The following is a 26,698-nucleotide window of genomic DNA, read 5'->3' as shown; positions in this document are numbered from 1 at the left end:
CGTCGTCGCGGTGGCAACTTACTTCAAGTAAGGATACTCGATAGTAGATACCGGCGGTATGCCCACGGGACCACTAGGGTCGGCGGACATGACGGCGATAGTGCAGAACCTGGTCACGTCGGGCGTGTTCGAGCTCGACGGCGGCAGCTGGGACGTGGACAACAACGTCTGGATCGTCGGCGACGACACCGAGGTGATCGTGATCGACGCCGCCCACGATGCGGAGGCCATCGCGGACGTCGTCGGCGAGCGCACGGTCCGCGCGATCGTCTGTACGCACGCGCACAACGACCACGTCAATGCTGCCCCCGACCTGGCCAAACGCACTGGCGCGCCGATCCTGCTGCACCCGGCCGACCGCGTCGTCTGGGACCTCACCCACCCGGACCGCGCCCCGGACGCCGACCTCTCCGACGGCCAGGCCATCACCGTCGCCGGCACCGACCTCACCGTGCTGCACACCCCGGGCCACGCCCCGGGCGCAATCTGCCTGTACAGCCCAGAGCTGGGCGTCCTCTTCACCGGCGACACCCTGTTCCACGGCGGCCCCGGCGCCACCGGCCGGTCGTATTCGGACTACCCGACCATCGTGCAGTCCATCCGCGACCGCCTCTTCCCCCTCCCGGACCCCACGATCGTCCGCACCGGCCACGGCGAGGCCACGACGATCGGCAAGGAGAAGGCGGCGTCGGCAGACTGGCCGGCCTGACCCGCGGCGATACCGAGAAAGTATCGGGCATACCGAAACGGTCTTGGACGGTCCGGCCGCCGCGACGCTGGAATTGGATCATGAACGACCGCCCGGAACCCGACAGCCGCACTCCCGCAAGCGTTTCCGTGGTCGGCCCTGGCGACGGCGAGGTGCTAGTCCTCGGCAAGACGCGCATGCGCATCCTCGAGGACGGCAGCACCACCGAAGCCCGCCTCGGGATCGCCGAGTCGGTTGTCGCGCCGCACTCGCCCGGACCGCCGCAGCACCGGCACGCCCGGCACGACGAAGGCTTTTACGTCGTCTCCGGAACGCTGCGGTTCACCGTCGGCGAGCAACAGCACGACGTGTCGGCCGGCACGCTGGTCATGGTCCCACCCGGGGCCCCGCACACCTTCGCCAACGTTTCCGACGAACCGGCCGTCATGATCAGCACCTTCACCCCGGACCTGTACGTGCAGTATTTCCGGGACATGCACGACGCCATGGCGGACGGCCGGACGTTCACTCAGGACGACAACATCCGCATCATGCGGAACTACGCCACCGAGCCCGCCACCGAATTCCCCGCCCACTGACCGGCCAGCCGGACCCAGGCCCAGCAAACCCGAGCCAGCCGAACCCAGGCCCACCGAGCCTGAGTTGGCCGTTCCCGGGCCAGTCGAACCAGAGAATGCCGGACCCGGGCCAACTGGACCCGAGCCAGCGAGAAACCCAGGCCAGCCGAGCCAGGCCAGCCGAGCCCGAGCCAGCCAGAACGCAGGACAGCCGAGCTGGGCCAGCCGAGCCCAAGCCCCCAACCCAGGTCAGCCGAGTGCGGCCAGCCGAACCCGAGCCAGCCAAAACCCAAGTCAGCCAATCCCAGCCAGCCGAACCCAAGCCGCCCAAAAAACCAGGTCGGCCGATCCAGCCAGCGGGACCCAGGTCAGCCGAACCCAGGTCAGGCCAACCCCGAGCCAGCCGGACCCAGGTCAGCCGGTCAGCCGGGGAATCTCCGGCTCCACCCGCACCCGCTCACGTGCCTCCGCCGCAAGCGTTTGCGCCCAGGTCTGCAGGCCGGCGACGTCGATCCCATACGGCGGCTCCACGCGGAACGGCTCGATGTTCTCCACCCCGCGTTCGAGCAGCGCCACCGCGCCTGTCCCGTTCCCGCGCAGCGCGTGCGTCAGCCCGACCGCGAGTTGCGCCAAGCCACGCCACAACTCGCGCTCCGGGCCGTCGATGGACTTCCACGCGTCCTCGAACACCTCGTGCGCATGGAACGGACGTCCGGCGTCCAGTAGTTCCTGCGCCTCCACCAGGGTGTCCGCGGGGCTGCGTTGTACCCCCTCCGGCTGGCGCGGCACTCCGTCAGCGCCGTAGGGCAACGGGCGGCCAAGGCCGTCGCGCGGGCGGGCGTTGCGGGCGCGTCCCAGGTCGTCGCGGTCACGGCTCTCCACGCGGCCATTCTTCCACGAGCCACGCCGGGTTAGCGTCCCGCGCGCAAGCCACGTAGCCTGGGGACTCGTGCGCTTTCTGGATGGGCACGTGCCCGCTCACGACCTGACCTACGACGACGTGTTCCTGCTGCCGAACCGTTCGGACGTGGAATCCCGCTTCGACGTCGACTTGTCCACTGTGGACGGTACTGGCGCGACGATTCCCGTGGTGGTGGCCAACATGACCGCCGTCGCCGGGCGGCGGATGGCCGAGACGGTCGCCCGCCGCGGTGGTCTCGTCGTGCTGCCGCAGGACGTCGACACCGCCGCGGTCACCGAGATCGTGTCCTGGGTGAAGTCCCGGCATGCGGTCTGGGACACGCCGCTGGTGCTCACCGGCGGTGACGCGGTGGCCGACGCCCTCAACCTCGTGCACAAACGAGCACACGGCGCGGTCGTCATCGTCGATGGGGACGGCAAGCCGGTCGGCATCGTCGATGAGGCCGCCTGCGCCGGGGTCGACCGCTTCGCGCGGCTGGCCGACGTCGCGGAACCAGCCGCTGTCGCGGTGCCGCTGGACACGCCGTCGCGCGAGGTTTTCGAGCTCCTGCACAGCAGCGGTGGACGCCTTGCGCTCGGCCTCGACGCCCGCGGTCGCCTCGCCGGCGTGCTCACCGAGGTCGGCGCGCTGCGGTCGGAGATCTACGTTCCGGCCACCGATACACAGGGCAAGCTGCGCGTGGCCGCCGCGATCGGCGTGAACGGCGACGTCGCGGCGAAGGCAGAAGCGGTGCTGGCTGCAGGCGTTGACGTGCTGGTCGTCGACACCGCACACGGGCACCAAGAGAAGATGATCGCCGCGCTCAAGGCCGTCCGGTCAGTGTCGCCGAAGGTGCCAGTGGTGGCCGGCAACGTGGTCACCGCCGAGGGCACGCGCGACCTCATCCACGCCGGTGCAGACGTCGTCAAGGTCGGCGTCGGGCCTGGCGCCATGTGCACCACGCGGATGATGACCGGCGTCGGCCGCCCGCAGTTCTCCGCGGTCGCGGACTGCGCCACTGCTGCCCGTGAGCTGGGTAAACACGTGTGGGCGGACGGCGGCGTACGGCATCCGCGGGACGTCGCGCTGGCGCTGGCCGCGGGCGCGTCGGCGGCGATGGTCGGCTCGTGGTTCGCCGGTACCCACGAATCGCCCGGCGACCTGCGCTACGACGAGCAGGGCCGACCGTACAAGGAGTCATTCGGCATGGCGTCGAAGAGGGCCGTCGGCGCCCGTACGCGCACGGACAACGTCTTCGACCGCGCGCGCAAGGCGCTGTTCGAGGAGGGCATCTCGACGTCGCGGATGGCGCTCGACCCGACCCGTCCCGGCGTCGAAGACCTGCTCGACTCGATCTGCTCCGGTCTCCGCTCGTCCTGCACGTACGCGGGCGCGCGCACGCTCGAGGAGTTCCACCAGCGGGCTGTGCTGGGCGTGCAGTCCGCGGCAGGCTTCGCCGAAGGTCGCCCGTTGCCTTCCGGTTGGTAAGTCCGTGAAGGGAACCATCACGGAATCAGATTCCGTGATGGTTCCCTTCACGGACAAGCTGGCTCAGCCGTGGTCCTCCAGCATTTCGGTGACCAGCGCGGCGATCGGCGAGCGCTCGGACCTCGTCAGGGTCACGTGCGCGAACAGCGGGTGCCCCTTCAGCTTCTCGATCACCGCGGAGACGCCGTCGTGCCGCCCGACGCGCAGGTTGTCGCGCTGGGCGACGTCGTGCGTGAGCACCACCCGCGACGCCGTGCCGAGCCGGGACAGCACCGTGAGCAGCACGTTGCGCTCCAGAGACTGTGCCTCGTCCACGATCACGAACGTGTCATGCAGCGAGCGGCCGCGGATGTGCGTGAGCGGGAGCACCTCGAGCATGCCGCGGTCGAAGACCTCGTCGAGCACGTCCTGGCTCACGAGCGCGCCGAGGGTGTCGAACACCGCCTGCGCCCAGGGCTGCATCTTCTCGGTCTCGGACCCGGGCAGGTAGCCGAGGTCCTGGCCGCCGACCGCGTAGACCGGGCGGAACACCACGACCTTCCGGTGCTGACGGCGTTCCATCACCGCCTCCAGGCCCGCGCACAGCGCCAGCGCCGACTTGCCGGTACCGGCGCGCCCGCCGAGCGAGACGATGCCGACGTCGGAGTCGAGGAGCAGGTCGAGTGCCACCCGCTGCTCGGCGGACCGGCCGTGCAGGCCGAACGCCTCGCGGTCGCCACGCACCAGCCGCACCCGCTTGTCCGCGGTGACCCGGCCGAGCGCGCTGGAGCTGCCCGCGAGCAGCCGCAACCCGGTGTGGCACGGCAGTTCCCCCACCTCGCCGAGGCCGAACTCCGCCGGATCCGCCGAACCGCCCGAGAAGAGCGCGTCGATCAGCTCCTGTGGCGCGTCCACGTCCGCCATCCCGGTCCAGCCCGACGGCGTGACCTCCTGTGCCCGGTACTCGTCCGCGGTGAGCCCGACCGCACCCGCCTTGACCCGCAGCGGGATGTCCTTCGTCACCAGCGTGACCGACGGCCGCTCCGTCGCGAGGTTGAGCGCGCACGCGAGGATGCGGTGGTCGTTCGAGTCGGTGCGGAAGCCCACCGGAAGCACGGACGGGTCGGTGTGGTTCAGCTCCACCTGCAGGGTGCCGCCCTGGTCCCCGATCGGGATGGGGGCGTCGAGCCTGCCGTGCTTGAGCCGGAGGTCGTCCAGCAGCCGGAGGCTTTCCCTGGCGAACCAGCCCAGTTCGGGGTGGTGGCGCTTGGCCTCCAGTTCGCTGATGACGACCAGTGGCAGTACCACGGCGTGTTCGGCGAACCGGGTGACCGCCCACGGGTCGGAAAGCAGTACCGACGTGTCGAGCACGTAGGTGAAGCGGGCGGATTCGGGCGAGATCGAGGCTTTCTCCGGGGCCGAGGCACCGGTCGAAGAACGGCCTGAGGCCTTGCGGGGTGAACGCTGCGCAGTCACGACGGCATCTCCCTCGAGGGCGTGTGCACCCCACGCCCGCACTCGCTGGGCCGGGCACCTCCCTGGCTGGGTCCGCACTTCCTGACGCTGGCTGCGTCAGCAGGCACGGCCACGAGGGCCGGGTGCCGGCCCCCTCGTGCATCTCGCAGGCGGCTGAGCCGCCCCCTCGATCAACGCCACGACCAGGGCCTCCCGCGAGGACCCGCACGGAACGCGAGCCCTCACTTCCGGAAGGTACCCACGTCCGCCGGATCCTGCAGGCAGCCACACAGGTGATTCGCCGATTCGTCATCCCACCGTCAGTCGTACGAAACGGAGCGTCGACGACGATCACCCAGGGTCACCGGGTCGGGCGATCGGGGGGTCACGCATTCGCATGATCTTGGAAAATCAATTACAGAACGCAGGCAATTTACTGGTAAAGGGGCTTGTACCACGGGGCAGAGCGGAATGCAGTTTGCGTGCTGGAGACTGGACCGGACCGGGTGAACCAGGGCTTCCACGGCTCACACAATGGGCGTACGCGACATTCACGAGAGGTCATTCGGGGGTAATTTCCTCACTGCGGGACACCCCACCGGAACACTCGGTGCCCCGGATCCCAGTATCTCTACTTAGGAGTGTGCGAAGTGCTGAAGAAGGCTGGAATCGTCGCCGGTGCTGCCGCGGGTCTCATGATGATCGGCGGGACGGCGTTCGCCTCCCCGGTCGCGACCCAAGGCGCCCCGGACCCGACGTTCGGCGACGCCTACGCCACCTTCATCGAGGGCGGCGGCGCGCTGGGCTACGGCGCCGCGTCGCTGGTCGCGGGTGCCTACACCGGCATCGCCCTGACCCCGGCTCTGGTGGCCCACTCGTTCGAGCACCACGGCCACCACTGATCACCGCTTGACGCGAAGGCCCCGGAGCCCGGCTCCGGGGCCTTCGCCGTGCGCTCAGGCGCCGAAGCGGCGATGCCGCCAGGCGTAATCACGAAGTGCGCGAAGAAAGTCGACCCGGCGGAATGCGGGCCAGTACGCCTCGGTGAACCAGAATTCCGAATGCGCTGATTGCCACAGCAGAAAACCGGAAAGGCGCTGTTCACCGGATGTTCGGATAATGAGGTCCGGATCGGGCTGACCGGATGTGTACAGATGTTCCGAGATGTGGTCGACATCGAGGATTTTCGCCAATTCCCGGATCGACGTTCCCTCGTCGGCGTGCTGCAGCAGCAGTTTGCGGACGGCGTCGGCGATTTCCTGCCGCCCGCCGTACCCGACGGCGATGTTCACCTCCATGCCCGCGCGGTCCTCGGTCCGCGCCGCGGCGGCGGTGAGCTTCTGCGCCACCTCGAGCGGCAGCAGGTCGAGCGCACCGACGATGCGCAACCGCCACGGCACCTCGGGGCCGGCGAGCTCGTCGGTGACGTCGGTGATGATCTTGAGCAGCGGGGTGAGCTCGTCCGGGTCACGGTTGAGGTTGTCGGTGGAGAGCAGCCACATGGTGACGACCTCGACCTCGGCCTCCCGGCACCAGCTGAGGAAGTCGGCGATCTTCTTGGCCCCGGCGCGGTGCCCGTCGGCCACATCCGCGAACCCGGCCTCCCTTGCCCAGCGGCGGTTGCCGTCGAGCATGATCGCGATGTGTCGCGGATGCCGACCGGCCGCCTGCTGAATCAGGCGGCGGCCGTAAACGCTGTAGACGACGTCGGACATGAAGGACCGGAGGCTCACGTCGCCCGAGCCTACGCACCCGGTACGGCCACGTGTGACGCGCCACGGGGGCTGGCCAAAAAGCTGTGGTCCCGTAGCCTGGGGCCGGTGAGCGTGACGACCGAGCCCCCGTCCCTTCCCGAGGACACCCGCCCCCGGCTACGCGGCCACATCCACTTCTGGTCGTTCTTCGGCGCAGTCGCGGCCGCCGCCACGCTGATCAGCCTCGCCGCGTCGACGGTCTCGCCGGTGGCCGCGCTGGCGACGTCCGTGTACGGCCTCACCGTGCTGGGCGTGTTCGGCGTGAGCGCGCTCTACCACCGTCGGCTGTGGAGCCCGCGTGCGTACAAATGGATGAAACGCGCCGACCACTCGATGATCTTCCTGTTCATCGCGGGCACGTACACGCCGTTCACGCTGCTGGCCATGTCGAAGCCCACGGGATACGTGGTCCTGGGCATCGTGTGGGGCGGCGCGATCCTGGGTGTGACGATGAAGATGCTGTGGCCGCATGCCCCCAGGTGGCTGGGCGTGCCGATCTACATCGCACTGGGCTGGGTGGCGGTGTTCGTGCTGCCGGAACTGCTGAACAACGCCGGGGTGGCGGCTTTGGTGCTGCTGTGCATCGGGGGCCTGTTTTATACCCTTGGTGCGGTTTTCTATGCGGTGAAGTGGCCGAACCACTGGCCGGAGACGTTCGGGTACCACGAGTTCTTCCATGCGTGCACGGTGTTGGCCGCGGTGTCACATTATGTGGCGATCTGGTTGGCGATGTACGCCTAGCTGCTCGTACGAAGAGAAACACCAGCTTCGTGCGCAAGATCTGAAGCATCGGCGGATCGATGTACGCTGCAGGGTGAACGGCCGCCGGTACATTTGAGCGGTTACTCGGGCTCCGTCCACCGAGAAAACCAAGGCGCCGCCTGGACGCAGGCAGCGGCGCAGCTCGCCCAGCAGGGGAGCCGCCTCCAGCGCAGCCGAGCTCCAGGACCTCGAGGCCACGGATATCGCCTGCCAGACGCAAGATCGCAGGCCGTTCATACTGCGCGTCAGGACCGCTGCGGTCCGCGAAACGAGCGTACGTCTGGGCGTGATCGCGATGCATGGACCTGCCCCCGAGACTACGACCGCCGAGTAACCGCGAACCCCTCCCCGTACCGCGACGCCTCCATCACCCCACTCCCCGCGAAATGGGCCGGTATCACCAGCTCACCCAAATCCGCCGCTCGTCCCAGCACTCGGCGGCGGGTGGCGACGGCATCGGCCGGATCTTCGCAGAAGCAGCTGTTGTGTTCCGGCGCCACCATCTGTACCGGGCTGTGCACCAGGTCTCCCACGAAAACCGCTCGGTCGGTTCCCGACTGCAGGCGCAGCAAGGACGAACCCGGGGTGTGGCCGGGCGCGGATTCGAGCGTCAGGTTGGCGTCGATGCGGTGGCTGGCCTCCCACAGGGTCGCGCGGCTCAGTACCGGCGCGATGCTGTCGGCGTACATCAGGCGGTTTCCCTCGCGGCGTTCCGGGGCGAGGGAGTGGTTGCGGGGATCGAAATACTCCTTGTCCGCGCGCGGGATCAGGTACTGCGCGTTCGGGAACGTCGGGACCCAGCCGTCGCCGTCGCGGCGGGTGTTCCAGCCGACGTGGTCGTAGTGGACGTGGGTGTTGACCACGACGTCCACGTCCTCCGGCGGTGGCCAGCCGGTCAAGGAAATCCGTGTGCTGGTGGTCGGCCATCGGCAGCTGCGGACGCTCCCGGTCGTTGCCGACGCCGGTGTCCACCACGATCACCGCGCCCTCGCTGCGCAGCACCCACGTCTGCACCGCGCCGCGGCAGACGTCGGATTCCGGGCGCCAGTGATCCGGCGCGAGCCACGCCTCGTTGTCCCGCCACAGTTCGGGCGGGCTCGGGACCAGAACGCGCGCCGGAGCGATCTCGCCCTCCCATTCGACAACCCGGATGACTTCTACCGAACCCAGATGCATAATCGCAGGTTAAGCGAGAAGAACAAGACGATCCATGGTCAAAAGAAGCAAACTGATACGTGAAAATCTCAGCAGGAAGACGACGAGTGGACATCCTCAGCGACGCGATCGCCGTGATGCGGACCGGGGAACCGGCATCGAACCGGCTGTCCGTGGGTACCGAGTGGTGCTACCGCCTGGCCCCGTACGAAGGCGCCGGCTTCCACGTCGTGTTGCGCGGCGCCGGCTGGCTGCTGACCGAGCACCGCGACCCGCTGCGGCTGACCACCGGCGACGCGGTCCTGCTCCCGCACGGCAGCGCGCACGTTCTGTCGAGCACCCCCGACGACCACGGCGCCGTGCCATTCGAAGACGCAGGCACCAGCACCGGCGGGGCCGCCGAAATGTTGTGCGGCAAATACCGTTTCGACCGTTCCCGCGCGCATTTCCTCATGTCCGCGCTGCCCGACGTGATCCACCTGCCCGCGGACGTGGGCGCGCACCCCGAGCTGCACGCGGCGATTTCCCTGCTCGGCACTGAGCTGCACGGGGCGCAGCCGGGCCGGGACGCGGCGGTCGGCGGGCTGCTCGACCTCCTGCTCGCTTACCTGGTCCGCGCCTGGCTGGCAGAAAATCCTGGTGGCGGATGGCCGAAAGCGTTGCGCGACCCCGAAATCGCCGCGGCGCTCGGGGCATTGCACGCCGACCCGGCCCGCCCGTGGCGGTTAGCGGACCTGGCCACGGAGGTGGGGCTGTCCCGCGCCACGCTGGCCCGGCGCTTCACCGCGCTGACCGGTCGGCCGCCGATGGCGTACCTGACGTGGTGGCGCTTGACCATCACGGCGCAGCTCTTGCGCGCTGGCGACCGTCCGTTACCCGCCATCGCCCGACAAGCCGGGTACAGCACGCCCTTCGCGTTTTCGCACGCCTTCAAGCGACAGTACGGCGTCGCGCCCGCGCAGTACCGCTCAGCCGCGAAGCATGGGAGCGGCGAGGAACTGCTCAGGGATGCCAAACCCGTCCACCAAGGTCCGCGCGTGAGGGCGTAGAGCCGCGCACAAGCTGTTCACCGCTGCGGTCACAGCTTTCGCGCGTCCCGCACTGATTCGACCGTGTTCAAGGAACCACGCGCGGTCGGCTTCAATCGTTGACAGCGCGTACAGGTCACACAGTCGAGCCAGCAATACTTGAGCATCCCCATCGGGACAATCGTCAACAGCGCGCGCGAAAGCGGATAGGACGACACGCTCGACGTGTACGCGGCCAGCGAGCAGCACGTGGTCCTGCGCAGCATTGAAGGTGCCGAAGGGATCTTCGGCGGCGCGGCGCAGGCGGTTGGCGACGCCGTCCAGTACGTGTTCTTCGCGGTCTTCGAAGAGACGCTGTTGCCACTCTCGGTCGAAGAGCCCTGACTCCATCAGGGGTTCGATGAAAGCGGCCGTGCGCTCCCTGACGGCGTCTACTACCTGCTCCGCAACAAACCGCGCCGTCGCAAGTGGACTCAGGTCCTCGAAGTGTTCCTTGTACTGCGTCAGCAACCCCTTCGCGACCAACTGCAGCAACACCGTGTTGTCGCCCTCGAAGGTGGTGAACACGTCAGTGTCGGCTTTGAGGCCAGCAAGCAGGTTCTCTGACAGGTACCCAGCGCCACCACAGGCTTCGCGCGCGGCCTGGATGGTGGCTGTCGCGTGCCACGTGTTCACGGCCTTCAGCCCGGCCGCGCGCGACTCGAGCTCGCGTTGCTCTTCCGCGGGCGCGTCGGGCGCGATGTCGTTCAGCGTGGCGACGAGCTCTTCTTGCGCGAAATGCAGCGCGTACGTCTTCGCCAACGCGGGTAGCAGTTTTCGTTGGTGCCCAAGGTAATCGAGAATCACGACCTCGTCGCCCTCGGGACGCCGGAACTGCCGCCGCTGCTCGCCGTACCGGATCGCCAGCGTCAGCGCGCGTTGCGTCGCGCTCCCGGCGCTACCGCCGACGCTCACCCGGCCGCGGATCAACGTGCCCAGCATCGTGAAGAACCGGCGGGCATCGCTCTCGATCGGGCTCGAATACGTGCCGTCCTCGGCGACGTCACCGAAACGGTTCAGCAATGCCTCCCGCGGTACCCGCACCTGGTCGAACGTCAACCGGCCATTGTCGACCCCGTTCAGCCCGGCTTTGTGCCCGCAGTCCTCGACGGTGACCCCCGGAGCGGGCGCACCGGAATCGTCCCGAATCGGCACCAGAAACGCATGTACGCCACGGGATTCGTCGCCAGTGATCAGTTGCGCAAACACCACCGCCAGCTGCCCGTCGCGCGCGGCGTTGCCGATGAACTCCTTGGTGGCGCCGGAATCCGGGCTGTGCACCACGAACTCGCGCGCGGCCGGGTCGTACGTCGCGGTGGTGTGCAGGTGCTGGACGTCGGAGCCGTGGCCGTGCTCGGTCATCGCGAAACAGCCGAGCAGGTCGAGATTCATGATGCGGTGCAAGTACTTCTCGTGATGCGGCGAGGTGCCGAGCAACTGCACCGCGCCGCCGAACAGGCCCCACTGCACCCCGGCCTTGACCATCAGCGACAGGTCGCCGAAGCCCAGCATCTCGAAGGAAATCACCGAGCCGCCGACGTCGCCGTACGCCGCGTTGAAGCACGACGCGAGTTTCCGCAGGTCGTCGAGCACCTGGACGCGGTGCGCCTCGACGTCGAGACCGACGGTGTCCCGATACGTCAACTGCGCGCGCACGTCCCGTTTCAGCTCGGCCCACCGGCCATCGAGGACAGCGGTGAGCACGTCCGGGTCCACCTTCGCGGGCACAGCTGGGACGTCCACGGCTCCTCCGATCCGGCGGGGTCACTCACCGGTCAGCCTGCCTCAGCGGAGGAGCCGCCGCAGCTCAGCCCAGGTCAGGGCCCTTCGAGCGCAGGTCGTCGACCTTCGTCATCGCCTCGCGCAGATCGGTGAGCCAGCTGTCCGCGTGCTCGCCGACCAGCCGCACCGCCCAGGCCAGCGCCTCGGACCGCGACCGCGCGACGCCCGCGTCCACGAGCGTGTCCAGCACCAGCCGCTCGGGCTGCCGCAGCCGCGTCATCACCGGTACTGACAACGTCGTGAACAGGGCTTTCGTCCCGCCCAGCTTCGCGCCCCACGCGACCTTGCGCTGGTAGCGGTGCTCGGCCTGCCGGGCGATCTCGATGCGTTCGTCGCGCGTTTCCTCGCGGAACCGGCTGATCCGCCCGTCCTCGGCCGCCGCGCGGGCTGCGTCGTCGGCATATTCCCCGGTCAGCGTCGGCAGTTCCCCGACGACGACGATTTCCTCGCGGTCCACGGTGACCTCCGGGGCGCCGGTGAACCAGCCCTCCGGAAGCCGTCCGCCGAACCACGCCGCCGCGTCGTCCGCCGACGGCACCTCGACGTGCTGCCAGCCGCCCCGGCCTCGCCAGCCTCGTCCCATGACGTCCACCACCCTTGATTACATGATTACGTCACTACTCAAGCTACGCCGATTCCACCGTCACCGGTATGGCGTTCACCAGGGGCGGAATCTCAGAACTGGGCCACGAGCTGCGCGGACGTGGTCACCGGGCGCTCGCATACGTAGCCGCGGCACACGTACGCCGCGGGCTCGCCGTCGACCAGCGGCCGGTCGGCGAGCAGCGGGACGCCGGGCGCATCCGGGTCGCCACCGAGCACGATGCCGCCGCCGTGGATGTGCTGCGCGGCGGTCGTGACCAGGGCTGCGCGATCGGCCCCGACGACGGCGACCTGCACCGGCCCGGACTGCGCCGCCTCCGCCACCGACAGCCAGTGCCCGGCGAACCGCGGCACGCGCGCGGCGAGCAGGCCGACGCGGCGGAGCGCGAGTTCCGCGGCATCCCGGTATCGCGCCGCCTCCTCGTGCCCGGCGAGTGCGGACGCCGTGAGCAGCGCCCCGGCCAGCGCCGATGCACCGGACGGGCTCGCGTTGTCGGTCGGATCGGACGGCCGCTGTACCAAGGTTTCGGCGTCGTCAGCCGTGTCGTGGTAGGCGCCCGGCGTGGTTTCGGACGCGAAATGCGTCAACGCAAGGTCCAGCAGCCGGGTTGCCTCGGCGAGCCAGAGAGGTTCGCCGGTGGCCTGGTGCAGGGCGAGGAGACCGTCCGCGAGACACGCGTAATCCTCCAGGACCCCCACGGGCGCGCCAACGGTCCCATCGCGCGAACTCCGCCGCAGCCTTCCGTCGACGACGTGCAGGTCCAGCAGCAAGGAAGCCGCGGCCCGGGCCAGTTCGATCCACTGTGGACGTTCCAGCGCGACCCCGGCCTCGGCAAGCGCGGAGATCGCGAGACCGTTCCAAGCGGCGACAACCTTGTCGTCCCGCCCGGGTTGCGGACGCTCGGCACGGGCGGCGAGCAACGTGTGCCGGACGCGTTCGAAGCGCGTGAAATCGTCCGGATCCGTTAGGAGGCGGAGAGTCGAGGTGCCGTTTTCGAAGTTACCTTCATCGGTGACGTCGAAGAGCGAAGCGGCCCACGGACCGTCGTCGCCGAGGACTTCCTGCAGCTGCGCGGGCGTCCAGACGTAGGTCAGACCCTCGACGCCTTCGGTGTCCGCATCGAGTGAAGCGGCGAAACCACCTTGCGGGGTAAGGAGATCATGCTCCAGGAACCGGACGATCCCCTCGGCCACGCGCCGCGCCGACGACGAGCCACGACGAGCCAGATGCGCGTACAATCGAAGCAGCAACGCGTTGTCGTACAACATCTTCTCGAAGTGCGGGACAATCCACTCGGCGTCCACGGAATAGCGCGCAAAACCACCGGCGAGCTGGTCGTGGATACCGCCGCGGGCCATCGCGTCCGCAGCGGACTCGGCGAGCGCAAACGCCTCCGCCGATCCCGTGCGTTCGTGGTGGCGCAGCAGGAATTCCAGCACCATGGACGGCGGAAACTTCGGCGCGCCACCGAAACCGCCGTGCACCGGGTCGGCGTCCTGCGCAAGCTTCGTGACGGCACCGGCCAGCACCTCGGCGTCGACGGCCGTTTCCTTCAGCGGACCGCTTTGCTCGGCGAGGTGCCCGATGATCTGTTTCGCGCCCTCCCGCAGGTCCTCCGGCCGCTCGTCCCAAGCTTCGGCGACGGCCACCAGGAGCTGCGTGAACGACGGGATCCCGGGCCGCGGCGCGGGCGGGTAATAGGTGCCGCAGTGGAACGGTTCGCCCTCGGGCGTGAGGAAACACGTCATCGGCCAGCCGCCCTGACCGGTCATGGCCTGAGTGGCGGCCATGTACACCGCGTCGATGTCCGGCCGCTCCTCGCGGTCGACCTTGATGTTGACGAAATGCGCGTTCATCAGCGCCGCGGTGCCCTCGTGCTCGAAGGACTCGTGCGCCATCACGTGACACCAATGGCAGGCGGCGTACCCGACCGACAGCAGGATCGGCACCCCGCGGCGGCGGGCCTCGGCGAGGGCGTCCGGGCCCCACTCCCACCAGTCGACCGGATTCTCCGAATGCTGCAGCAAATACGGCGAGGTACTGCCGGCGAGCCGGTTCGTCATGACTCCAGCCTCGCAGACCGGGCGACCGTACCGCGCACCCGGCCATTAATGGCAAGCAACATTGCCATTATCTGCTATAGTGGCAATGTTGGTTGCCGTAAGGGAGGTGCCTGATGCGTCGAACCAGCCCCGCGAAGACCCACCGGGCGGCCACGCTGATCGGCGAGCACGTGGTCACGTGGCGCAAGCTGCGCGGCCTCACCGCCGAGCAGGTCTGCCAGCGCGCCGGGATTTCCCGGCCCACCCTGCGCAAGGTGGAAACCGGCGATCCCACCGTCACCGTGGAGACGTTCCTCAACGTGCTGCGTGCCCTCGGCCGCCTGGACAGCGTGGTCGACGCGCTCGACCCATACGAAACCGAGTTCGGCCGCGCGCGCGCCGACCAGCTGCTTCCGGATCGAGTACGGCGGTGAGCGACGAAATCCGGGTCGCCGTGACCATCGGCAGCGAGCCGGTGGAGGCCGGCACCGCCTATTTCCACCGCCGCCGCAAGTCGGTCACCACCACTTTCACCTACGACACCGATTACCTGGCCAACCCGGCGGCGTACGCCATCGATCCCGCGCTGCCGCTCGACACCGGCCGCGGTTACGTCGACGGCCTGCCCGGCGCGTTCGCCGATTGCGCGCCCGACCGATGGGGCCGCGGCCTGATCACCCGCCGAATCCGGGCAGGCGAACCGGCTCCCCGGCAGATCAGCGACGTCGACTACCTGCTCGGCGTCTCCGACGTCACCCGCCAAGGCGCGCTCCGCTTCCGCCGGAAAGGTGACCCGGAGTTCGCGCATCCGGCGGCCGACGTGCCGAAACTCGTCCGGCTCCCGGAGCTGCTGGCCGCGGCCGATCACGTGGCCCGGGACGACGAGGCGGCGCTGTCCGAGATCAAGATCCTGCTGGACGCGGGCACCGGAACGCTGGGCGGAGCGCGTCCGAAAGCGTCCGTGACCGGCGACGACGGGCTGCTGTACATCGCCAAGTTCCCCCATCACCACGACCGGTGGAACGTGATGGCGTGGGAGAAAACCGCGCTCGACCTGGCCGAACAGGCCGGAATCGCGGTGCCGGGACGGCGGCTCACCCAGGTCGGCGACCGCACTGTGCTGCTGCTCGAACGGTTCGACCGGCGCGGCGGCGAGCGCATCGGCTACTGGAGCGCGATGACGCTCGGACAAGGCAACGACGGCGGCGACCACGATTACCTCGACCTCGCCGCCGACCTCACCGACCATTCCGCCGCCGCCGACGAAGACCTCGAGGAACTCTGGCGCCGGGCTGCGTTTTCAGTCGCCATCCACAACACCGACGACCATTTCCGCAACCACGGCGTCCTCCGCGCCGGGAACGCGTGGCGGCTCTCCCCGGCGTTCGACCTCAACCCGAACCCGGACCTCGCCGAGCAGCGCACCACCGGCATCGGTGGCGTCACCGACCGGCGCAGCGAACTCCCCGGCCTCAGGACCGCGGCCGACGCGTTCGGGATCCGGCCCGCGCGGGCGCGCGAAATCCTGACCGACGTGTCCGCGTCCATCAGCCGGTGGCGCGAGGTCGCCGCGTCGAACGGTGTCCCCGAGCGCGAGTTCGCCCGCTTCGCGGCCGTGTTCGACAGCTTCCGGGACGACGTCGACGCGGGGTAGGTTCAGTCGGTTTTCTTGCCCGCCGCAGCGTCCGGCTTTTTCTCCTCCACCGCCTGCTCGACGGCCTTTTCCGCCGTGGTGTCCACCGGCTCGGCAGCTTCCGGTTCGGCCTCGGGGGCAGCGTCCTTGTCGAACGTCGCCGGAATCCTCTTCAGGTGCTTGCTCATCGACCGGACCAGGAAAACGACCGCGATCAGGAACAGGATCAGCACCAGCAGCCCGACGGGCGAGGACTTGCCGAAGTCCTGGCCCTGGCCGCCGTTGTCTCCGCTGTCCGGCTGCTGGGCCAGCGTCACCGCCGCGGTGAGCGGGACGACCGCGAAACTCATGGACTCACCTTCTCCTTGATGCCTGCGAACAGATCGTCCTCCGGCAGCGTGCTGTCCACCAGTGAGCGGTTGAGCTCGTACTCCTCGGTGGGCCACACGTCGCGCTGGATCCCGAGCGGTACGGCGAACCAGCGGCTGGTGGGGTCGATCTGCGTGGCGTGCGCCTTGAGCGCCTCGTCGCGCACCTCGAAGTATTCCCCGCACTCGACCCGCGTGGTCACCCGCTCCATGATGTCGGCCCGCTCGGGGTCCCAGGACTTGAGCCACTCCTCGTACGGCGACTCGATCCCGGCTTCCTTGAGTGCGGTGTCGAAGGCGACCATCCGGGCCTTGGAGAAGCCGTGCAGGTAGTACAGCTTGAGCGGCTGCCACGGCTCGCCCGCCGCGGGGAACCGCTCCGGGTCGCCTGCCGCGTCGAACGCCGCGAGCGACACCTCGTGGGTGCGGATGTGGTCCGGATGCGGGTAACCACCGTTCTCGTCATAGGTGGTGATGACGTGCGGCCGGAACTCGCGGATCACGCGTACCAGCGCCTCGGTGGACTCCTCGAGCGGGACCACCGCGAACGAGCCTTCCGGCACCGGCGGCAGCGGGTCGCCCTCGGGCAGCCCGGAGTCGACGAAACCGAGCCAGCGGTGGCTGACCCCCAGTATCTTGGCCGCGTTCGCCATCTCCTCGCGGCGGATCTCGGTCATGTTCAGCAGCACGTCCGGCCGGTCCATGGCCGGGTTGAGCACGCTGCCCGCCTCGCCCCCGGTGCAGGTCACGACCATCACTTCGTGCCCTTCGGCGACGTAGCGGGCCATGGTTGCGGCGCCCTTGCTCGACTCGTCGTCGGGATGGGCGTGCACCGCCATCAGGCGCAGTCTCTGCTTGCGGTCGGCTGTCGTCAGCTCGTCGGCTCCCACCATCGTCCGAACGGCCCTTTCCTGTCCTGTTATTCCGTGACACCTGGTTGTGCCGCGGTTGTGCGCCCCGGCTCCGCGCCGCCGGAGCGGATCGCGGATACTCGACCACGGGTGGGCCGGCTCCACCCATTGTCCCCAGGGGTACGACAAGTTCGACCGGAGGCCCGGATTTGCAGACCGGTGAGACCGTGACCACCGAGGGCGACGCGCCGCGCGTGCGTCCCGCGGACCGGTACGGCACCGCGGGCCGGGCCCGGCCGTCGAAGCGCTGGCGCAGGTGGTTGTACCTGGTCGTCGCGCTGGTCGTGAGCGGCGCGATCACCTGGATCTACTACCTCAACCTCGGGCAGGCTCCGATCGAGGCCGAGCGGATCGGGTTCGAGGCCCGGCCGGGGGACGCGATGCAGGTCACGCTCAACGTCACGCGCGACGACGACAGCAAGCCGGGCGTCTGCATCGTGCGGGTGCGCGACAAGTCCGGTGCGGAAAGCGGCCGGCGGGAGGTGCTGGTCCCCGCCGGGGCCGCACACAGCAGGTTGAACACGGTGGTGAAGAGCATCGGGACCCCGGTGACCGCCGACGTGTTCGGCTGCTCGTATGCCATACCACGCTATCTGTCAACCCCATAGCGGCCGACGGAGTGAAATGCGCGGCGAACGTCCGCGCAGCGGGAAATGGACCGGCGTCGACCTGTCACGCCGTGATAAGCTCGTACACCAGCACGGTCCGCGACGGGCCGTGTTTTTCCTTTATCTCGAACCGCGTGCCACGCGGCGGCCGGCTTGTACACCCAAGCCTGGCAGGCCCTACGAGGAGATGGTGACCGTGAGCGACACCAAGGTGACCTGGCTCACCCAGGATGCCTACGACAGGCTCAAGCACGAGCTCGACGAAATGATCGAGAATCGTCCGGTCATCGCCGCCCGCATCAACGACAGCCGGGAAGAGGGAGACCTCAAGGAGAACGGCGGCTACCACGCGGCCCGCGAGGAGCAGGGCCAGGCCGAAGCCCGTATCCGGCACCTGCAGGAGCTCCTGCGCAGCGCGAAGGTCGGCGAGGCCCCCGACGACGACGGCACGGCCGGTCCGGGCAAGGTGCTCACCGTGAAGTACGACGGGGACGACGACGAAGAGAAGTTCCTGCTCGCCACGCGTGAGGAGGGCGCAGAGGGCGCGCTCGACGTGTACTCCCCCGAATCGCCGCTGGGCAAGGCGCTGCTCGGCGCCAAGGAAGGCGAATCGCGCGAGTACGAGCTCCCGAACGGCAGGACCATGAAGGTCACGCTGGTCAAGGCGGTGCCCTACACCGAGTCCTGACCCGGTTCCGCCGAACGCGCGCCCGCCCGGATTTCCCGTGGCCCGGCGCGCGTTCGGCGGTCTAGCGTGTTTTCCCAGCCGACGGCTGGGAGGACCCGATGAGTAGCGAACCCGTCTGTCTCGCCTGCGGAATGCAGTACGCCGCCCCGCGCGCGGATTGCCCGATCTGCGACGACGAACGGCAGTACGTCCCGCCGGGCGGGCAGCAGTGGACGGATCTGGCCACGCTGCGCGCCGATCGGCGGCCGCGGGTCGAGGAGCAGGGTCCGGGCATCATCGGCATCGGCTCGGACCCGGGGTTCGCGATCGGCCAGCGGGCGCTGCTGGTCCGCGCGGAGAGTGGCAATTTTCTCTGGGACTGCGTGGCGTACCTCGACGACGAGCTGGTCGGGAAGATCACCGAGCTCGGCGGGATCACCGGCATCGCGATCAGCCATCCGCACTACTACACGACGATGGTCGAGTGGGCGCACGCCTTCGACGTGCCGATCTACCTGCACGAAGGCGACGAGCAGTGGATCGGGCGGCCGGATCCGTCGATCGAGCTGTGGACCGGCACCACGCTCGACGTCGCGCCCGGTCTGCAGCTGATCAACCTGGGCGTGCACTTCACCGGCGGCACTGTGCTGCATTGGCCGGACGGTGAAGGCGGACGCGGCGCGCTGCTGTCCGGCGACATCGTGCAGGTGATTCCCGACCGTACGCACGTGGGGTTCATGTACAGCTACCCGAACCTCATCCCGGAGCGGCCGAACGTCGTACGGCACGCCGCGGAACTGTTGGAGCCGTACGCGTTCGAAGCAATTTACGGCGCATGGTGGGACGCGATTGTGCGCACTGACGGCCATAACGTCGTACAGCGCTCCGCTCAGCGGTATCTCACGTACGTGGCTTAGCCGTCCTCTCGAGCAACGGCCGTACGCGCGGCGGTACTGGCGTGGACAGCGCGATCGAAGTCGACGTACGCAGAACGTCTGTCACGCCAACCACTTCGTCGATGACGCGTTGCAGGTCGTCGTTGTCGCGCGCGACGAGACGTACGAAGAGGTCACCTTGGCCGGTGGTGGCGTGTACCTCGCACACTTCGTCGATGGCCGCGAGCGCCTGCGCGACGCCCGCGCGTTTGCCCTGCGCGATTTCCAGCACCGCGAATGCCGTGAGCCCGTACCCCATCGCGGCCAGGTCCAGCTCGGGCGGGAAGCCGCCGAGGATGCCGCGTTCGGTAAGGCGATCGAGCCGCGCCTGTACGGTGCCCCGCGCGACGCCGAGCCGGCGGGCGCATTCCAGTACGCCCAGCCGGGGTGAGTCGGTGAGCAGCAGCAACAGCCGCGCGTCGAGTGAGTCCAGCACCGGTTTCTCCCTGCACAGGTTGTCCATGGTGACCGTGGAATCCCAGGATATGCTGAGCACATTGTCCAGCTGAAATCGAATCGATTGCACAGCTTGCCAAACCGGACCCATGCTTGACGGCATGACCTCCACGATGGATCCGCACGGCGCACTCGACGACGTCAGCTACGACCAGCTCCGCCAGCTCGTCGGACTGGTCGACCACGATGCCTCGACCGACCCGTTCCCGGTCAAGGCTCTCGACGCGGTGGTGTTCATTGCCGGCAACGCCACCCAGACGGCGTGGTTCTACCAGGTCGCGTTCGGCATGCAGCTGGTCGCGTACTCCGGCCCCGAGACCGGCGAGCACGACCACAAGGCCTTCGTGCTGAAGTCCGGCTCCGCGCGCTTCGTGATCACTGGTGGTGTGAAGCCGGACTCGCCGCTTCTCGACCACCACCGCAGGCACGGCGACGGCGTGATCGACCTCGCGCTCGAGACCACCGACGTCGACAAGTGCGTCGCGCACGCCCGCGCGCAGGGCGCGACGATCCTCGAAGAGCCGCATGACGTTTCCGACGAGCACGGCACGATCCGCCGTGCCGCCATCGCGACGTACGGCGAGACGCGGCACTCGCTGATCGACCGGTCGCGCTACAACGGCGTCTACCTGCCCGGCTTCGAGCCGCGCGAGAGCGCCGTCAAGCGGCCCGAGGGCGCGCCGAAGCGGCTGTTCCAGGCGGTGGACCACTGTGTCGGCAACGTCGAGCTCGGCAAGATGGACTACTGGGTCGACTGGTACCACCGCGTGATGGGCTTCGTGAACATGGCGGAGTTCATCGGCGACGACATCGCCACCGAGTACTCGGCGCTGATGAGCAAGGTCGTGTCGAACGGCAACCACCGCGTGAAGTTCCCGCTGAACGAGCCGGCGATCGCGAAGAAGAAGTCGCAGATCGACGAGTACCTCGAGTTCTACGAGGGCGCGGGCTGCCAGCACATCGCCTTGGCCACCAACGACATCATCGCCACCATCACCGCGATGCGCGCGGCCGGGGTCGAGTTCCTCGACACGCCGGACTCCTACTACGACGACCCGGAGCTGCGGGCGCGCATCGGCGAGGTGCGCGTGTCGATCGAAACCTTGAAGGAGCACGGGATTCTCGTCGACCGCGACGAGGACGGCTACCTGCTGCAGATCTTCACCAAACCGATCGGCGACCGGCCCACGGTGTTCTACGAGCTCATCGAGCGGCACGGTTCGCTCGGCTTCGGCAAGGGCAACTTCAAGGCCCTCTTCGAGGCGATCGAGCGGGAGCAGGAGCGCCGCGGCAACCTCTGATTCCCTTACCCCACCTGACTTTTCGGCCCGTTCGCGACCTCGCGTCGCGGACGGGCCGAATTACTACTGTGCGCTGCCCGAAGTTCGCGTACAGTAGTCGGCACATACTCGTACTGCGCCGGGCGGACCAATTCCGGACCGTGCGGAACCGGCGGCGCTTCGCGTCCGTCATTGTGGGGAAGTCAGCGTGAGAAGGGGGCCCGATGCCCGACAGCATCGACGCGAGCGAGCGGATGATCGACGGCTGGACCAAACAGCTCCAGCAAACCGCCGCGCGCTATCAGGCGATGGCCGAGCGGATGCAGGGCCAGACCGTCACCGAGCGGTCGAAGGACGGCGCCGTCGAGGTCACCGTCGACAGCAAGGGGCTGCTCAAGAACCTGGTGCTCGCGGAATCCGCGGCAGGCAAACGGATGGCGGACGTGTCCGCGGAGGTGCTGCGGCTCGTCCAGCGGGCACAGGCGCGGATTCCCGAGCTGCTGCAACAAGCCGCGGCCGAGACGGTGGGCGGGGACGAGACCACGGAAACGCTGGTAGCCGACGCGCAGCGCACGTTCCCGGCGCCGCCTGCCGAGGAGCCGGAGGAGTCGGAGACCGATCGGGCGCGGCGGTTCTTGCCGGAGGATGCGCAGGAACCGCCTGGTGGGGACGGGTCCGGGCCAGCGGGGCCGGCTGCGCCGGGGGCTGCTGTGCCGGGGTCTGCTGCGCCGCCGCCACCACGTCGCCGGAGGTCGCCGGACGATGACGACGACTTCGGCGGATCGATCCTGTCCTGACCCTCGGTCGTTCCAGCATTCCAGTTCTCAGCGTTCTCAGCGTTTTCAGGGGGAAGAAACCCATGGCACCCAGGGGTTACGAGATCGGTGGCGATCTCGAATCGCACGCCCGCCAGCTCGACGGGATCGGCGACGGGCTGAAGCAGGCCGTCGATGCCGCGAACCAGGTCAGCATGCCCACCGGCGCGTACGGCATTCTGTGCCAGCCGTTCCGGATGATGCTGGACCCGGTCGAGGAGTACGGGATCACCGCGTTGCAGAACACGGTCACCGCCATGGACGCGCAGGCGAAGAAGGTGCGCGACGCGGCGAAGGCGTATCTCGGCTACGAGGACGAGGCCGCCGGCGCGATGAAGGCGGGTGACTGATGCCGGACGGCAACCCCCTGGTCGTCCAGCCGAAACAGGACGGGGACGGCCCCGGCCCGTTCACGGCAGGCAACGGTGACTACGGCTACGCCACCGGGATCGGCATCGCCGAATCCGCGATGGACGCGTTCAACGGAATCAAGGACGGAGACTGGGTTTCCGGCGGCCTGGGCGTGGCGAGCCTGGCCGGCGAAATCGCGGGCGCGGCGATCGACCCGTTCGGCTACCTGCTGTCGTCGGTGGCGTCGTTCCTGATGGAGCACGTACAGCCGCTCAAGGACATGCTCGACTCGGTCGCGGGTGATCCGCCGGTGATCCAGTCCTATGCGGACACGTGGGGCAACGTCGCGAAGTCGTTGCAGGAACGGCAAACCGACCTCACGAACGCGGTCAAGACCGGCACCGCGGAGTGGAAGGGCGACGGCGCGGACGCGTACCGCAAGTCGGCGTCCGAAGCAGCCGAGGCAATCGGCGGCGCGGCAACGGTCGCGAGCGCGATCGGCACGGTCACCATGATCATGGGTCAGGTCGTCGCTTTCGTGCGGGAAACCGTCCGGCAGCTGATCGCGGACCTGGTGGGCAAGCTGATCTCGTGGGTCATGGAGGAGGTGTTCTCCCTCGGCTTCGGGACGCCACTGGTGGTCGCGCAGGCGGTCACGGCAATCTCCAAGTGGGGCGAGAAGATCAGCGAACTGCTGAACAAGCTGTGCGACACGATGCGCCGCGTGTCACCGCTGCTCGGCAAGCTCGCCGAGGTGTTCACGAAGATCATCAAGATCCTGGGCAAGCTGGCCGGCAAGGTCACCGGCCTTGACGTGATCAGCACGAAGAACATCAAGACAGGCGGCTTCTTCCACCACGGCAGCGGTGGCGGGGGCGGCAGTGGCGGCGGACACCACGGTGGTTCGGACTCGGACTCCGGCTCCGGGCCTGATTCGAGCTCTCACTCCGGGTCTGACCCGGACTCCGGTTCCCATTCCGGCTCCGACCCGAACTCCGGCTCTCATTCCGGCTCCGACTCAGGCTCCGCTTCCCATTCCGGCTCCGACCCGGATTCCGGTTCGAACTCCCCGGACTCGAATGGTTCGCACCACTCCGCCAACCCCGGATCAGATGGCCCCGATTCCCCCGGCCACCAGGGTTCGGCCAACGACATCCCGTCGTCCTCGAACAACTCGCCATCGTCCCCTGACCACACCGGACCGTCCACAGTAGACACTCCGGCCTCCACCCGGCGCACCCCGGAAACCACAGGCGGAGCCCAGCCGGACACAACGCCGTCCACCTTCACCGGCGACCCGACCCCCACCTCCGCACACCCGGACAGCTCCCCCGGCAGCGGATCTCCCACCGGAGGCAGCCCCACCCCATCCGCCGGAACCCCGCATTCCAGCAGCGGATCGAGCACCCACCATTCGAGCAGCAACGACAGCTCGACGTCGGCAAGCGGTTACGCCCCACCCCGCACCGATACCCCGGAATTGACGCCGACCGCCCGCACCACGGACACCCCGTCGACCTCATCACCAAACCAGCCACAAGCAGGCGCCCTCCCACCCCAGGGCGGTGGCGGCGCCACCCCAGCCAACGCCCCCGCCACCGGCGGAACCCCTCCAGCCCGCCCAGGCAGCGGCGCCAACTGGACGGGCACCCCCGGCTCAAGGGCCCCGGACGCAACTCCGAACCGCGCCCCCGACACCACCCCACCACCCCGCCGCTCACCCGACGGCGGAACTCCACCGACCCGCACGCCCGACCGCCCCGGCACGCCCAGCCGACACCAGCGGTTCCAGCCCCCACCGCTCAACCGACGGCGCATCCTCACCACAACGACCCGCAGACTCCTCGAGCGGCAGTCCACAACGGACGGCCGACTCGCCGAACAGCGGCCAGCAACGTCCAGGCGACGGCGCTTCAACACCACAACGCCCGACAGACGGCAGCTCCACACCACAACGTCCCGGCGACAGCAGCTCCACACCACAACGCCCGGGCGACAGCGGCTCCACACCACAACGCCCGGGCGACAGCGGCTCCACACCACAACGGCCTGCAGACGGCGGCTCGGCACCACAACGCCCGACTGACGGCAGCCCCACACCACAACGCCCTGCAGACGGCGGCTCGGCACCACAACGCCCAGGCGACAATGCCGACACCGGGCAACCGCGCCGCCCCGGGTCGGACTCGTCCACCGGGCGTCCGGAGCCAGCGCCGGGCGGATCGCAAACCCCGTCGCCGCGGGGGCCTCATGGATCCGGCGACACGTCCGCCCCACCGGCCGCGGTCGCTGCAGCGGGTCCGGGCGGCGGTGCCCAGCGCGGACCCGACACCGGTGGCACTCCCCGACGGCCCGACGGCTCCCCCGAGCCCGTCGCCCGCGGCGGCGCCCGCACCGAAACCGCGCCCACCGGCACGAAACCCGGAAACGGCGACCCGAACAGTCCACATCGGACTCCCAAGGACGGCGCCCCCGCAACCAAACCTCACGACGGCACCGGCAAACGCGGCGACCACCCGGACGGCACCGGTAAGCCCGGCGACCACGGCAACGGCACCCACAACGGCACCGGCAATGGCAGCCACAGTGGCACCGGCAATGGCACCCACAACGGCACCGACACCGGCAACGGCACCGAAAGCCCCAGCCACAGCGACGGCTCGGGCCACCACAACGACCCCGAGCACCACAACCCGGACAACCCACCGCACCACGACGACAGCACGGGCCACCACGACGACACCCCGCCGCACCACGACGAGCCGCTTTCTCCCGACGAGGTCAACCACCGGCACTCCGAGGACACCCCGGCGGGCAGCTCGTACCACCGCGACGACCCGGAGCTCGGCGATCTCCCGCACCGCGTCCACCCGGATCCGGATGGGCGTTACTCCGTCGACGTACACGTCACCCCCGACGGTCACGCCCGCATCGGCGACCGGCACTACACGCCGGAGGAATTCGCCGATGTCCTGCGCCACAACGGGAACTACGACGGCAGGCCGATCCGCCTGATCGGCTGCGACGCCGGGTCCAACGATTTCGCGCACCGGCTCTCGCGGGAGCTCGACACCGAGGTCATGGCGCCCAGCAAACCGGCCTGGACCGACGCAAACGGGCGCGTTTTCTCGTCCGACTACGAAATCGGCCCCGATGGACGGATGCGACCACGGATTCCACCGGACGGCGAGTGGTCCGTGCACTGTCCGGACGGGACGTCGCACCACGTCGGCGACGACGGGTTCGCCCCGGACGGGCGGCACCACGATCCGCACGACGTCGATGCCGACAGTTCCCGTCACCGCGGCGAGAACGACGACGACGTCGACTGGCGCGACCGGCCCGGCCCCGACGGCCGCACCCCGCGGCAGAACCTCGATGACCCGGAGTACGTCAAGAAGCACTACTACCTGCGTACCAACGCCGACGGGTCACAAGAACTCCGCATCCGGCACACCGCGGTCGACCCGCAGAACCCGCCGCATCCCGTGGACCTCGTCGACGGCAAACCGGTGTTCAAGCACGACCGGCCGGCCGCCGAATCACTCGGTTTCGACGAGTCGCGTTCCGGCTCGCACCCGCCGCAGCGCGGTCACGAGGGCGCCCCCGAACACGACGCCGGAACCGGGCAACACCACGACGACCACGGCACCGGCGAGCACGGCACCGGCGACCCGCAGCACGTCTCCGGACCGCATTCGGACACCTCGAACTGGCGGGACAAGGACTACGACGCGATCGACGACAAAATCGCCGACCGCGAGGCCAAGAAGGCGGAGCTGGCCAACACCCCGGCCGACTCCGACGACTGGACGGCCGCGCACAACGCGAAGAACGACGCGTCCGAGGTGCTGGGCGAGGAGACGTCCGGGCACGCAGTACGCGACCGGCTGCACCGCGATTTCTCGGACGCCTACCCCGACGAGCATTTCGACGTCCGCGAGCACCCGGACGCGCCGGAAGGCAGTCACCGGTACCAGATCGTCGACGCGGACGGGAACGTGCGCGCCGACATCACGCCCCGCCATCCCGTCGACGGCGCCAAGCCGGGTCCCGGAAACTTCGACCATATCTGGGAAGTCGACTACCGCAACGGCGGCGAACCGCACTACATCGTGCACGAGGCGAAGGGCCCCGGCGGCAAGCCGAGCGAGCGGTACCTGCCCGAGGTCGCGCGCACGTACAAGCAGGGGCACCCCGCGTACTTCGACGACATCGTCAAGAAGATGGCGCGCACCGACCCGGAACTCGCCGACGCGCTCGAACGTGCAAAGCTCGACAAGAGGCTCGATTACGTGGAGGTGCGGTCGCTGGTCGACGAATCCGTGACCCCGCACCAAAACCTCGGCTACGACTACAAACCGTACAATGGTTACGACTACCAGTCACCGCTGCGTCCCGCGTCCGGTGAGGAATGAG

At 68.7% G+C, this 26,698-nt stretch carries 28 protein-coding genes; 17 read left to right on the top strand and 11 right to left on the bottom strand.

The window, feature by feature from the left end:
• The first annotated feature begins 88 nt into the window (after positions 1-88).
• Both OO71_RS32440 and OO71_RS32435 read left to right on the top strand, forming a co-directional pair.
• The gene (locus OO71_RS32440) at positions 89-709 is read left to right on the top strand and encodes an MBL fold metallo-hydrolase (RefSeq protein ID WP_033293768.1); all 621 of its coding nucleotides are present in this window, start codon (positions 89-91) and stop codon (positions 707-709) included.
• An 80-nt stretch (positions 710-789) separates the two neighbouring features.
• Entirely contained in the window at positions 790-1,287 is a 498-nt protein-coding gene (locus OO71_RS32435; protein WP_033293767.1) for a cupin domain-containing protein, read from the top strand.
• A 393-nt stretch (positions 1,288-1,680) separates the two neighbouring features.
• Here the strand turns inward: OO71_RS32435 and OO71_RS32430 are convergent, their stop codons facing one another.
• Positions 1,681-2,148, bottom strand: coding sequence for a DUF309 domain-containing protein (locus tag OO71_RS32430; RefSeq protein WP_033293766.1), 468 nt, complete (start codon positions 2,146-2,148; stop codon positions 1,681-1,683).
• 67 nt (positions 2,149-2,215) lie between these two features.
• On the opposite strand from OO71_RS32430, the gene guaB1 reads away from it, so the two are divergent.
• Positions 2,216-3,655, top strand: coding sequence for a GMP reductase (guaB1, locus tag OO71_RS32425; RefSeq protein WP_033293765.1), 1,440 nt, complete (start codon positions 2,216-2,218; stop codon positions 3,653-3,655).
• A 63-nt stretch (positions 3,656-3,718) separates the two neighbouring features.
• Here guaB1 and phoH2 read toward each other — a convergent pair whose 3' ends face one another.
• Entirely contained in the window at positions 3,719-5,005 is a 1,287-nt protein-coding gene (gene phoH2, locus OO71_RS32420) for an RNA 5'-3' helicase PhoH2 (protein ID WP_156096675.1), read from the bottom strand.
• A gap of 734 nt (positions 5,006-5,739) precedes the next feature.
• On the opposite strand from phoH2, the gene OO71_RS32415 reads away from it, so the two are divergent.
• The gene (locus OO71_RS32415) at positions 5,740-5,991 is read left to right on the top strand and encodes a hypothetical protein (RefSeq protein ID WP_033293927.1); all 252 of its coding nucleotides are present in this window, start codon (positions 5,740-5,742) and stop codon (positions 5,989-5,991) included.
• Positions 5,992-6,045: 54 nt separating this feature from the next.
• On the opposite strand, the gene OO71_RS32410 is transcribed toward OO71_RS32415, so the two are convergent.
• Complete coding sequence (locus OO71_RS32410; protein WP_084145452.1) at positions 6,046-6,804, bottom strand: isoprenyl transferase; 759 nt, start codon at positions 6,802-6,804, stop codon at positions 6,046-6,048.
• A 105-nt stretch (positions 6,805-6,909) separates the two neighbouring features.
• On the opposite strand from OO71_RS32410, the gene trhA reads away from it, so the two are divergent.
• Complete coding sequence (gene trhA, locus OO71_RS32405) at positions 6,910-7,584, top strand: PAQR family membrane homeostasis protein TrhA (protein ID WP_051792523.1); 675 nt, start codon at positions 6,910-6,912, stop codon at positions 7,582-7,584.
• 338 nt (positions 7,585-7,922) lie between these two features.
• On the opposite strand, the gene OO71_RS46705 is transcribed toward trhA, so the two are convergent.
• Positions 7,923-8,504 carry an MBL fold metallo-hydrolase gene (locus tag OO71_RS46705; protein ID WP_245633861.1) on the bottom strand — a complete coding sequence of 194 codons (582 nt, stop codon included), beginning with the start codon at positions 8,502-8,504 and terminating at the stop codon, positions 7,923-7,925.
• A 10-nt stretch (positions 8,505-8,514) separates the two neighbouring features.
• Here OO71_RS46705 and OO71_RS52550 point away from each other — a divergent pair, with 10 nt between their 5' ends.
• Together OO71_RS52550 and OO71_RS32395 are read left to right on the top strand one after the other, a co-directional pair.
• Complete coding sequence (locus OO71_RS52550) at positions 8,515-8,844, top strand: hypothetical protein (protein WP_245633860.1); 330 nt, start codon at positions 8,515-8,517, stop codon at positions 8,842-8,844.
• Positions 8,845-8,867: 23 nt separating this feature from the next.
• Complete coding sequence (locus OO71_RS32395; protein ID WP_051792522.1) at positions 8,868-9,809, top strand: AraC family transcriptional regulator; 942 nt, start codon at positions 8,868-8,870, stop codon at positions 9,807-9,809.
• Here the strand turns inward: OO71_RS32395 and OO71_RS32390 are convergent.
• From OO71_RS32390 to OO71_RS32380, 3 genes are all read right to left on the bottom strand, one after another.
• A complete protein-coding gene (locus OO71_RS32390) occupies positions 9,729-11,570 on the bottom strand; it encodes an acyl-CoA dehydrogenase family protein (protein WP_033293761.1) in 1,842 nt (613 codons plus the stop codon). The two genes, OO71_RS32395 and OO71_RS32390, sit on opposite strands and share 81 nt — an antisense overlap.
• Positions 11,571-11,634: 64 nt before the next feature.
• A complete protein-coding gene (locus OO71_RS32385) occupies positions 11,635-12,192 on the bottom strand; it encodes a hypothetical protein (protein WP_033293760.1) in 558 nt (185 codons plus the stop codon).
• Between the two features lie 92 nt (positions 12,193-12,284).
• Complete coding sequence (locus OO71_RS32380) at positions 12,285-14,276, bottom strand: thioredoxin domain-containing protein (RefSeq protein WP_033293759.1); 1,992 nt, start codon at positions 14,274-14,276, stop codon at positions 12,285-12,287.
• 113 nt (positions 14,277-14,389) lie between these two features.
• Here OO71_RS32380 and OO71_RS51035 point away from each other — a divergent pair, with 113 nt between their 5' ends.
• Together OO71_RS51035 and OO71_RS32370 are read left to right on the top strand one after the other, a co-directional pair.
• Positions 14,390-14,689 carry a helix-turn-helix domain-containing protein gene (locus OO71_RS51035; protein WP_033293758.1) on the top strand — a complete coding sequence of 100 codons (300 nt, stop codon included), beginning with the start codon at positions 14,390-14,392 and terminating at the stop codon, positions 14,687-14,689.
• Complete coding sequence (locus OO71_RS32370; protein ID WP_063740142.1) at positions 14,686-15,909, top strand: type II toxin-antitoxin system HipA family toxin; 1,224 nt, start codon at positions 14,686-14,688, stop codon at positions 15,907-15,909. The genes OO71_RS51035 and OO71_RS32370 overlap by 4 nt, the downstream gene beginning before the upstream one ends.
• A 2-nt stretch (positions 15,910-15,911) precedes the next feature.
• On the opposite strand, the gene OO71_RS32365 is transcribed toward OO71_RS32370, so the two are convergent.
• Positions 15,912-16,238 (bottom strand): hypothetical protein, encoded by a 327-nt coding sequence (locus OO71_RS32365; protein WP_033293757.1) that lies wholly within the window; start codon positions 16,236-16,238, stop codon positions 15,912-15,914.
• On the bottom strand, positions 16,235-17,149 hold the full coding sequence (gene mca, locus OO71_RS32360) for a mycothiol conjugate amidase Mca (protein WP_033293756.1): 915 nt from the start codon (positions 17,147-17,149) through the stop codon (positions 16,235-16,237). Before mca ends, OO71_RS32365 begins: the two co-directional genes overlap by 4 nt.
• A gap of 167 nt (positions 17,150-17,316) precedes the next feature.
• Between mca and OO71_RS32355 the strand changes: the two genes are divergently transcribed.
• From OO71_RS32355 to OO71_RS32345, 3 genes are all read left to right on the top strand, one after another.
• A complete protein-coding gene (locus tag OO71_RS32355; RefSeq protein WP_051792521.1) occupies positions 17,317-17,775 on the top strand; it encodes a DUF4307 domain-containing protein in 459 nt (152 codons plus the stop codon).
• 187 nt (positions 17,776-17,962) lie between these two features.
• Positions 17,963-18,463, top strand: coding sequence for a transcription elongation factor GreA (greA, locus tag OO71_RS32350; protein ID WP_033293755.1), 501 nt, complete (start codon positions 17,963-17,965; stop codon positions 18,461-18,463).
• A 98-nt stretch (positions 18,464-18,561) separates the two neighbouring features.
• Entirely contained in the window at positions 18,562-19,359 is a 798-nt protein-coding gene (locus tag OO71_RS32345; RefSeq protein ID WP_033293754.1) for an MBL fold metallo-hydrolase, read from the top strand.
• On the opposite strand, the gene OO71_RS32340 is transcribed toward OO71_RS32345, so the two are convergent.
• Positions 19,343-19,813, bottom strand: a complete 471-nt coding sequence (locus OO71_RS32340) for an Lrp/AsnC family transcriptional regulator (protein WP_425388724.1) — start codon at positions 19,811-19,813, stop codon at positions 19,343-19,345. The genes OO71_RS32345 and OO71_RS32340 overlap by 17 nt on opposite strands.
• 121 nt (positions 19,814-19,934) lie before the next feature.
• Between OO71_RS32340 and hppD the strand changes: the two genes are divergently transcribed.
• The 4 genes from hppD to OO71_RS51030 all read left to right on the top strand — a co-directional run bounded on the left by hppD (position 19,935) and on the right by OO71_RS51030 (position 24,365).
• Positions 19,935-21,134 carry a 4-hydroxyphenylpyruvate dioxygenase gene (hppD, locus tag OO71_RS32335; RefSeq protein WP_033293923.1) on the top strand — a complete coding sequence of 400 codons (1,200 nt, stop codon included), beginning with the start codon at positions 19,935-19,937 and terminating at the stop codon, positions 21,132-21,134.
• 203 nt (positions 21,135-21,337) lie between these two features.
• Positions 21,338-21,910 (top strand): YbaB/EbfC family nucleoid-associated protein, encoded by a 573-nt coding sequence (locus OO71_RS32330; RefSeq protein ID WP_033293752.1) that lies wholly within the window; start codon positions 21,338-21,340, stop codon positions 21,908-21,910.
• A 62-nt stretch (positions 21,911-21,972) separates the two neighbouring features.
• Positions 21,973-22,278, top strand: coding sequence for a type VII secretion target (locus OO71_RS32325; protein WP_033293751.1), 306 nt, complete (start codon positions 21,973-21,975; stop codon positions 22,276-22,278).
• Positions 22,278-24,365 carry a WXG100 family type VII secretion target gene (locus OO71_RS51030; RefSeq protein ID WP_051792520.1) on the top strand — a complete coding sequence of 696 codons (2,088 nt, stop codon included), beginning with the start codon at positions 22,278-22,280 and terminating at the stop codon, positions 24,363-24,365. The genes OO71_RS32325 and OO71_RS51030 overlap by 1 nt, the downstream gene beginning before the upstream one ends.
• A gap of 399 nt (positions 24,366-24,764) precedes the next feature.
• Here the strand turns inward: OO71_RS51030 and OO71_RS51025 are convergent, their stop codons facing one another.
• Positions 24,765-25,064 carry a hypothetical protein gene (locus tag OO71_RS51025; protein ID WP_162186141.1) on the bottom strand — a complete coding sequence of 100 codons (300 nt, stop codon included), beginning with the start codon at positions 25,062-25,064 and terminating at the stop codon, positions 24,765-24,767.
• Between the two features lie 295 nt (positions 25,065-25,359).
• Between OO71_RS51025 and OO71_RS52545 the strand changes: the two genes are divergently transcribed.
• Positions 25,360-26,697: a hypothetical protein gene (locus OO71_RS52545; protein WP_033293749.1), complete on the top strand. Its 1,338-nt coding sequence runs from the start codon at positions 25,360-25,362 to the stop codon at positions 26,695-26,697.
• The last annotated feature ends 1 nt before the right edge of the window (position 26,698 follow it).

Source organism: Amycolatopsis jejuensis (assembly GCF_000717335.1).
In the GTDB taxonomy this organism is placed as follows: domain Bacteria; phylum Actinomycetota; class Actinomycetes; order Mycobacteriales; family Pseudonocardiaceae; genus Amycolatopsis; species Amycolatopsis jejuensis.
This window is presented reverse-complemented; position numbering and strand designations above follow the sequence as displayed.

Coding starts and splice junctions, on each gene's coding strand:
- OO71_RS32440 (WP_033293768.1), top strand. CDS start 89: ATGACGGCGATAGTGCAGAACCTGGTCACGTCGGGCGTGTTCGAGCTC.
- OO71_RS32435 (WP_033293767.1), top strand. CDS start 790: ATGAACGACCGCCCGGAACCCGACAGCCGCACTCCCGCAAGCGTTTCC.
- OO71_RS32410 (WP_084145452.1), bottom strand. CDS start 6,804: ATGTCCGACGTCGTCTACAGCGTTTACGGCCGCCGCCTGATTCAGCAG.
- OO71_RS32385 (WP_033293760.1), bottom strand. CDS start 12,192: ATGGGACGAGGCTGGCGAGGCCGGGGCGGCTGGCAGCACGTCGAGGTG.
- OO71_RS32380 (WP_033293759.1), bottom strand. CDS start 14,276: ATGACGAACCGGCTCGCCGGCAGTACCTCGCCGTATTTGCTGCAGCAT.
- OO71_RS51035 (WP_033293758.1), top strand. CDS start 14,390: ATGCGTCGAACCAGCCCCGCGAAGACCCACCGGGCGGCCACGCTGATC.
- OO71_RS32365 (WP_033293757.1), bottom strand. CDS start 16,238: ATGAGTTTCGCGGTCGTCCCGCTCACCGCGGCGGTGACGCTGGCCCAG.
- mca (WP_033293756.1), bottom strand. CDS start 17,149: ATGGTGGGAGCCGACGAGCTGACGACAGCCGACCGCAAGCAGAGACTG.
- greA (WP_033293755.1), top strand. CDS start 17,963: ATGGTGACCGTGAGCGACACCAAGGTGACCTGGCTCACCCAGGATGCC.
- OO71_RS32345 (WP_033293754.1), top strand. CDS start 18,562: ATGAGTAGCGAACCCGTCTGTCTCGCCTGCGGAATGCAGTACGCCGCC.
- hppD (WP_033293923.1), top strand. CDS start 19,935: ATGACCTCCACGATGGATCCGCACGGCGCACTCGACGACGTCAGCTAC.
- OO71_RS32330 (WP_033293752.1), top strand. CDS start 21,338: ATGCCCGACAGCATCGACGCGAGCGAGCGGATGATCGACGGCTGGACC.
- OO71_RS32325 (WP_033293751.1), top strand. CDS start 21,973: ATGGCACCCAGGGGTTACGAGATCGGTGGCGATCTCGAATCGCACGCC.
- OO71_RS51030 (WP_051792520.1), top strand. CDS start 22,278: ATGCCGGACGGCAACCCCCTGGTCGTCCAGCCGAAACAGGACGGGGAC.
- OO71_RS52545 (WP_033293749.1), top strand. CDS start 25,360: ATGGCGCCCAGCAAACCGGCCTGGACCGACGCAAACGGGCGCGTTTTC.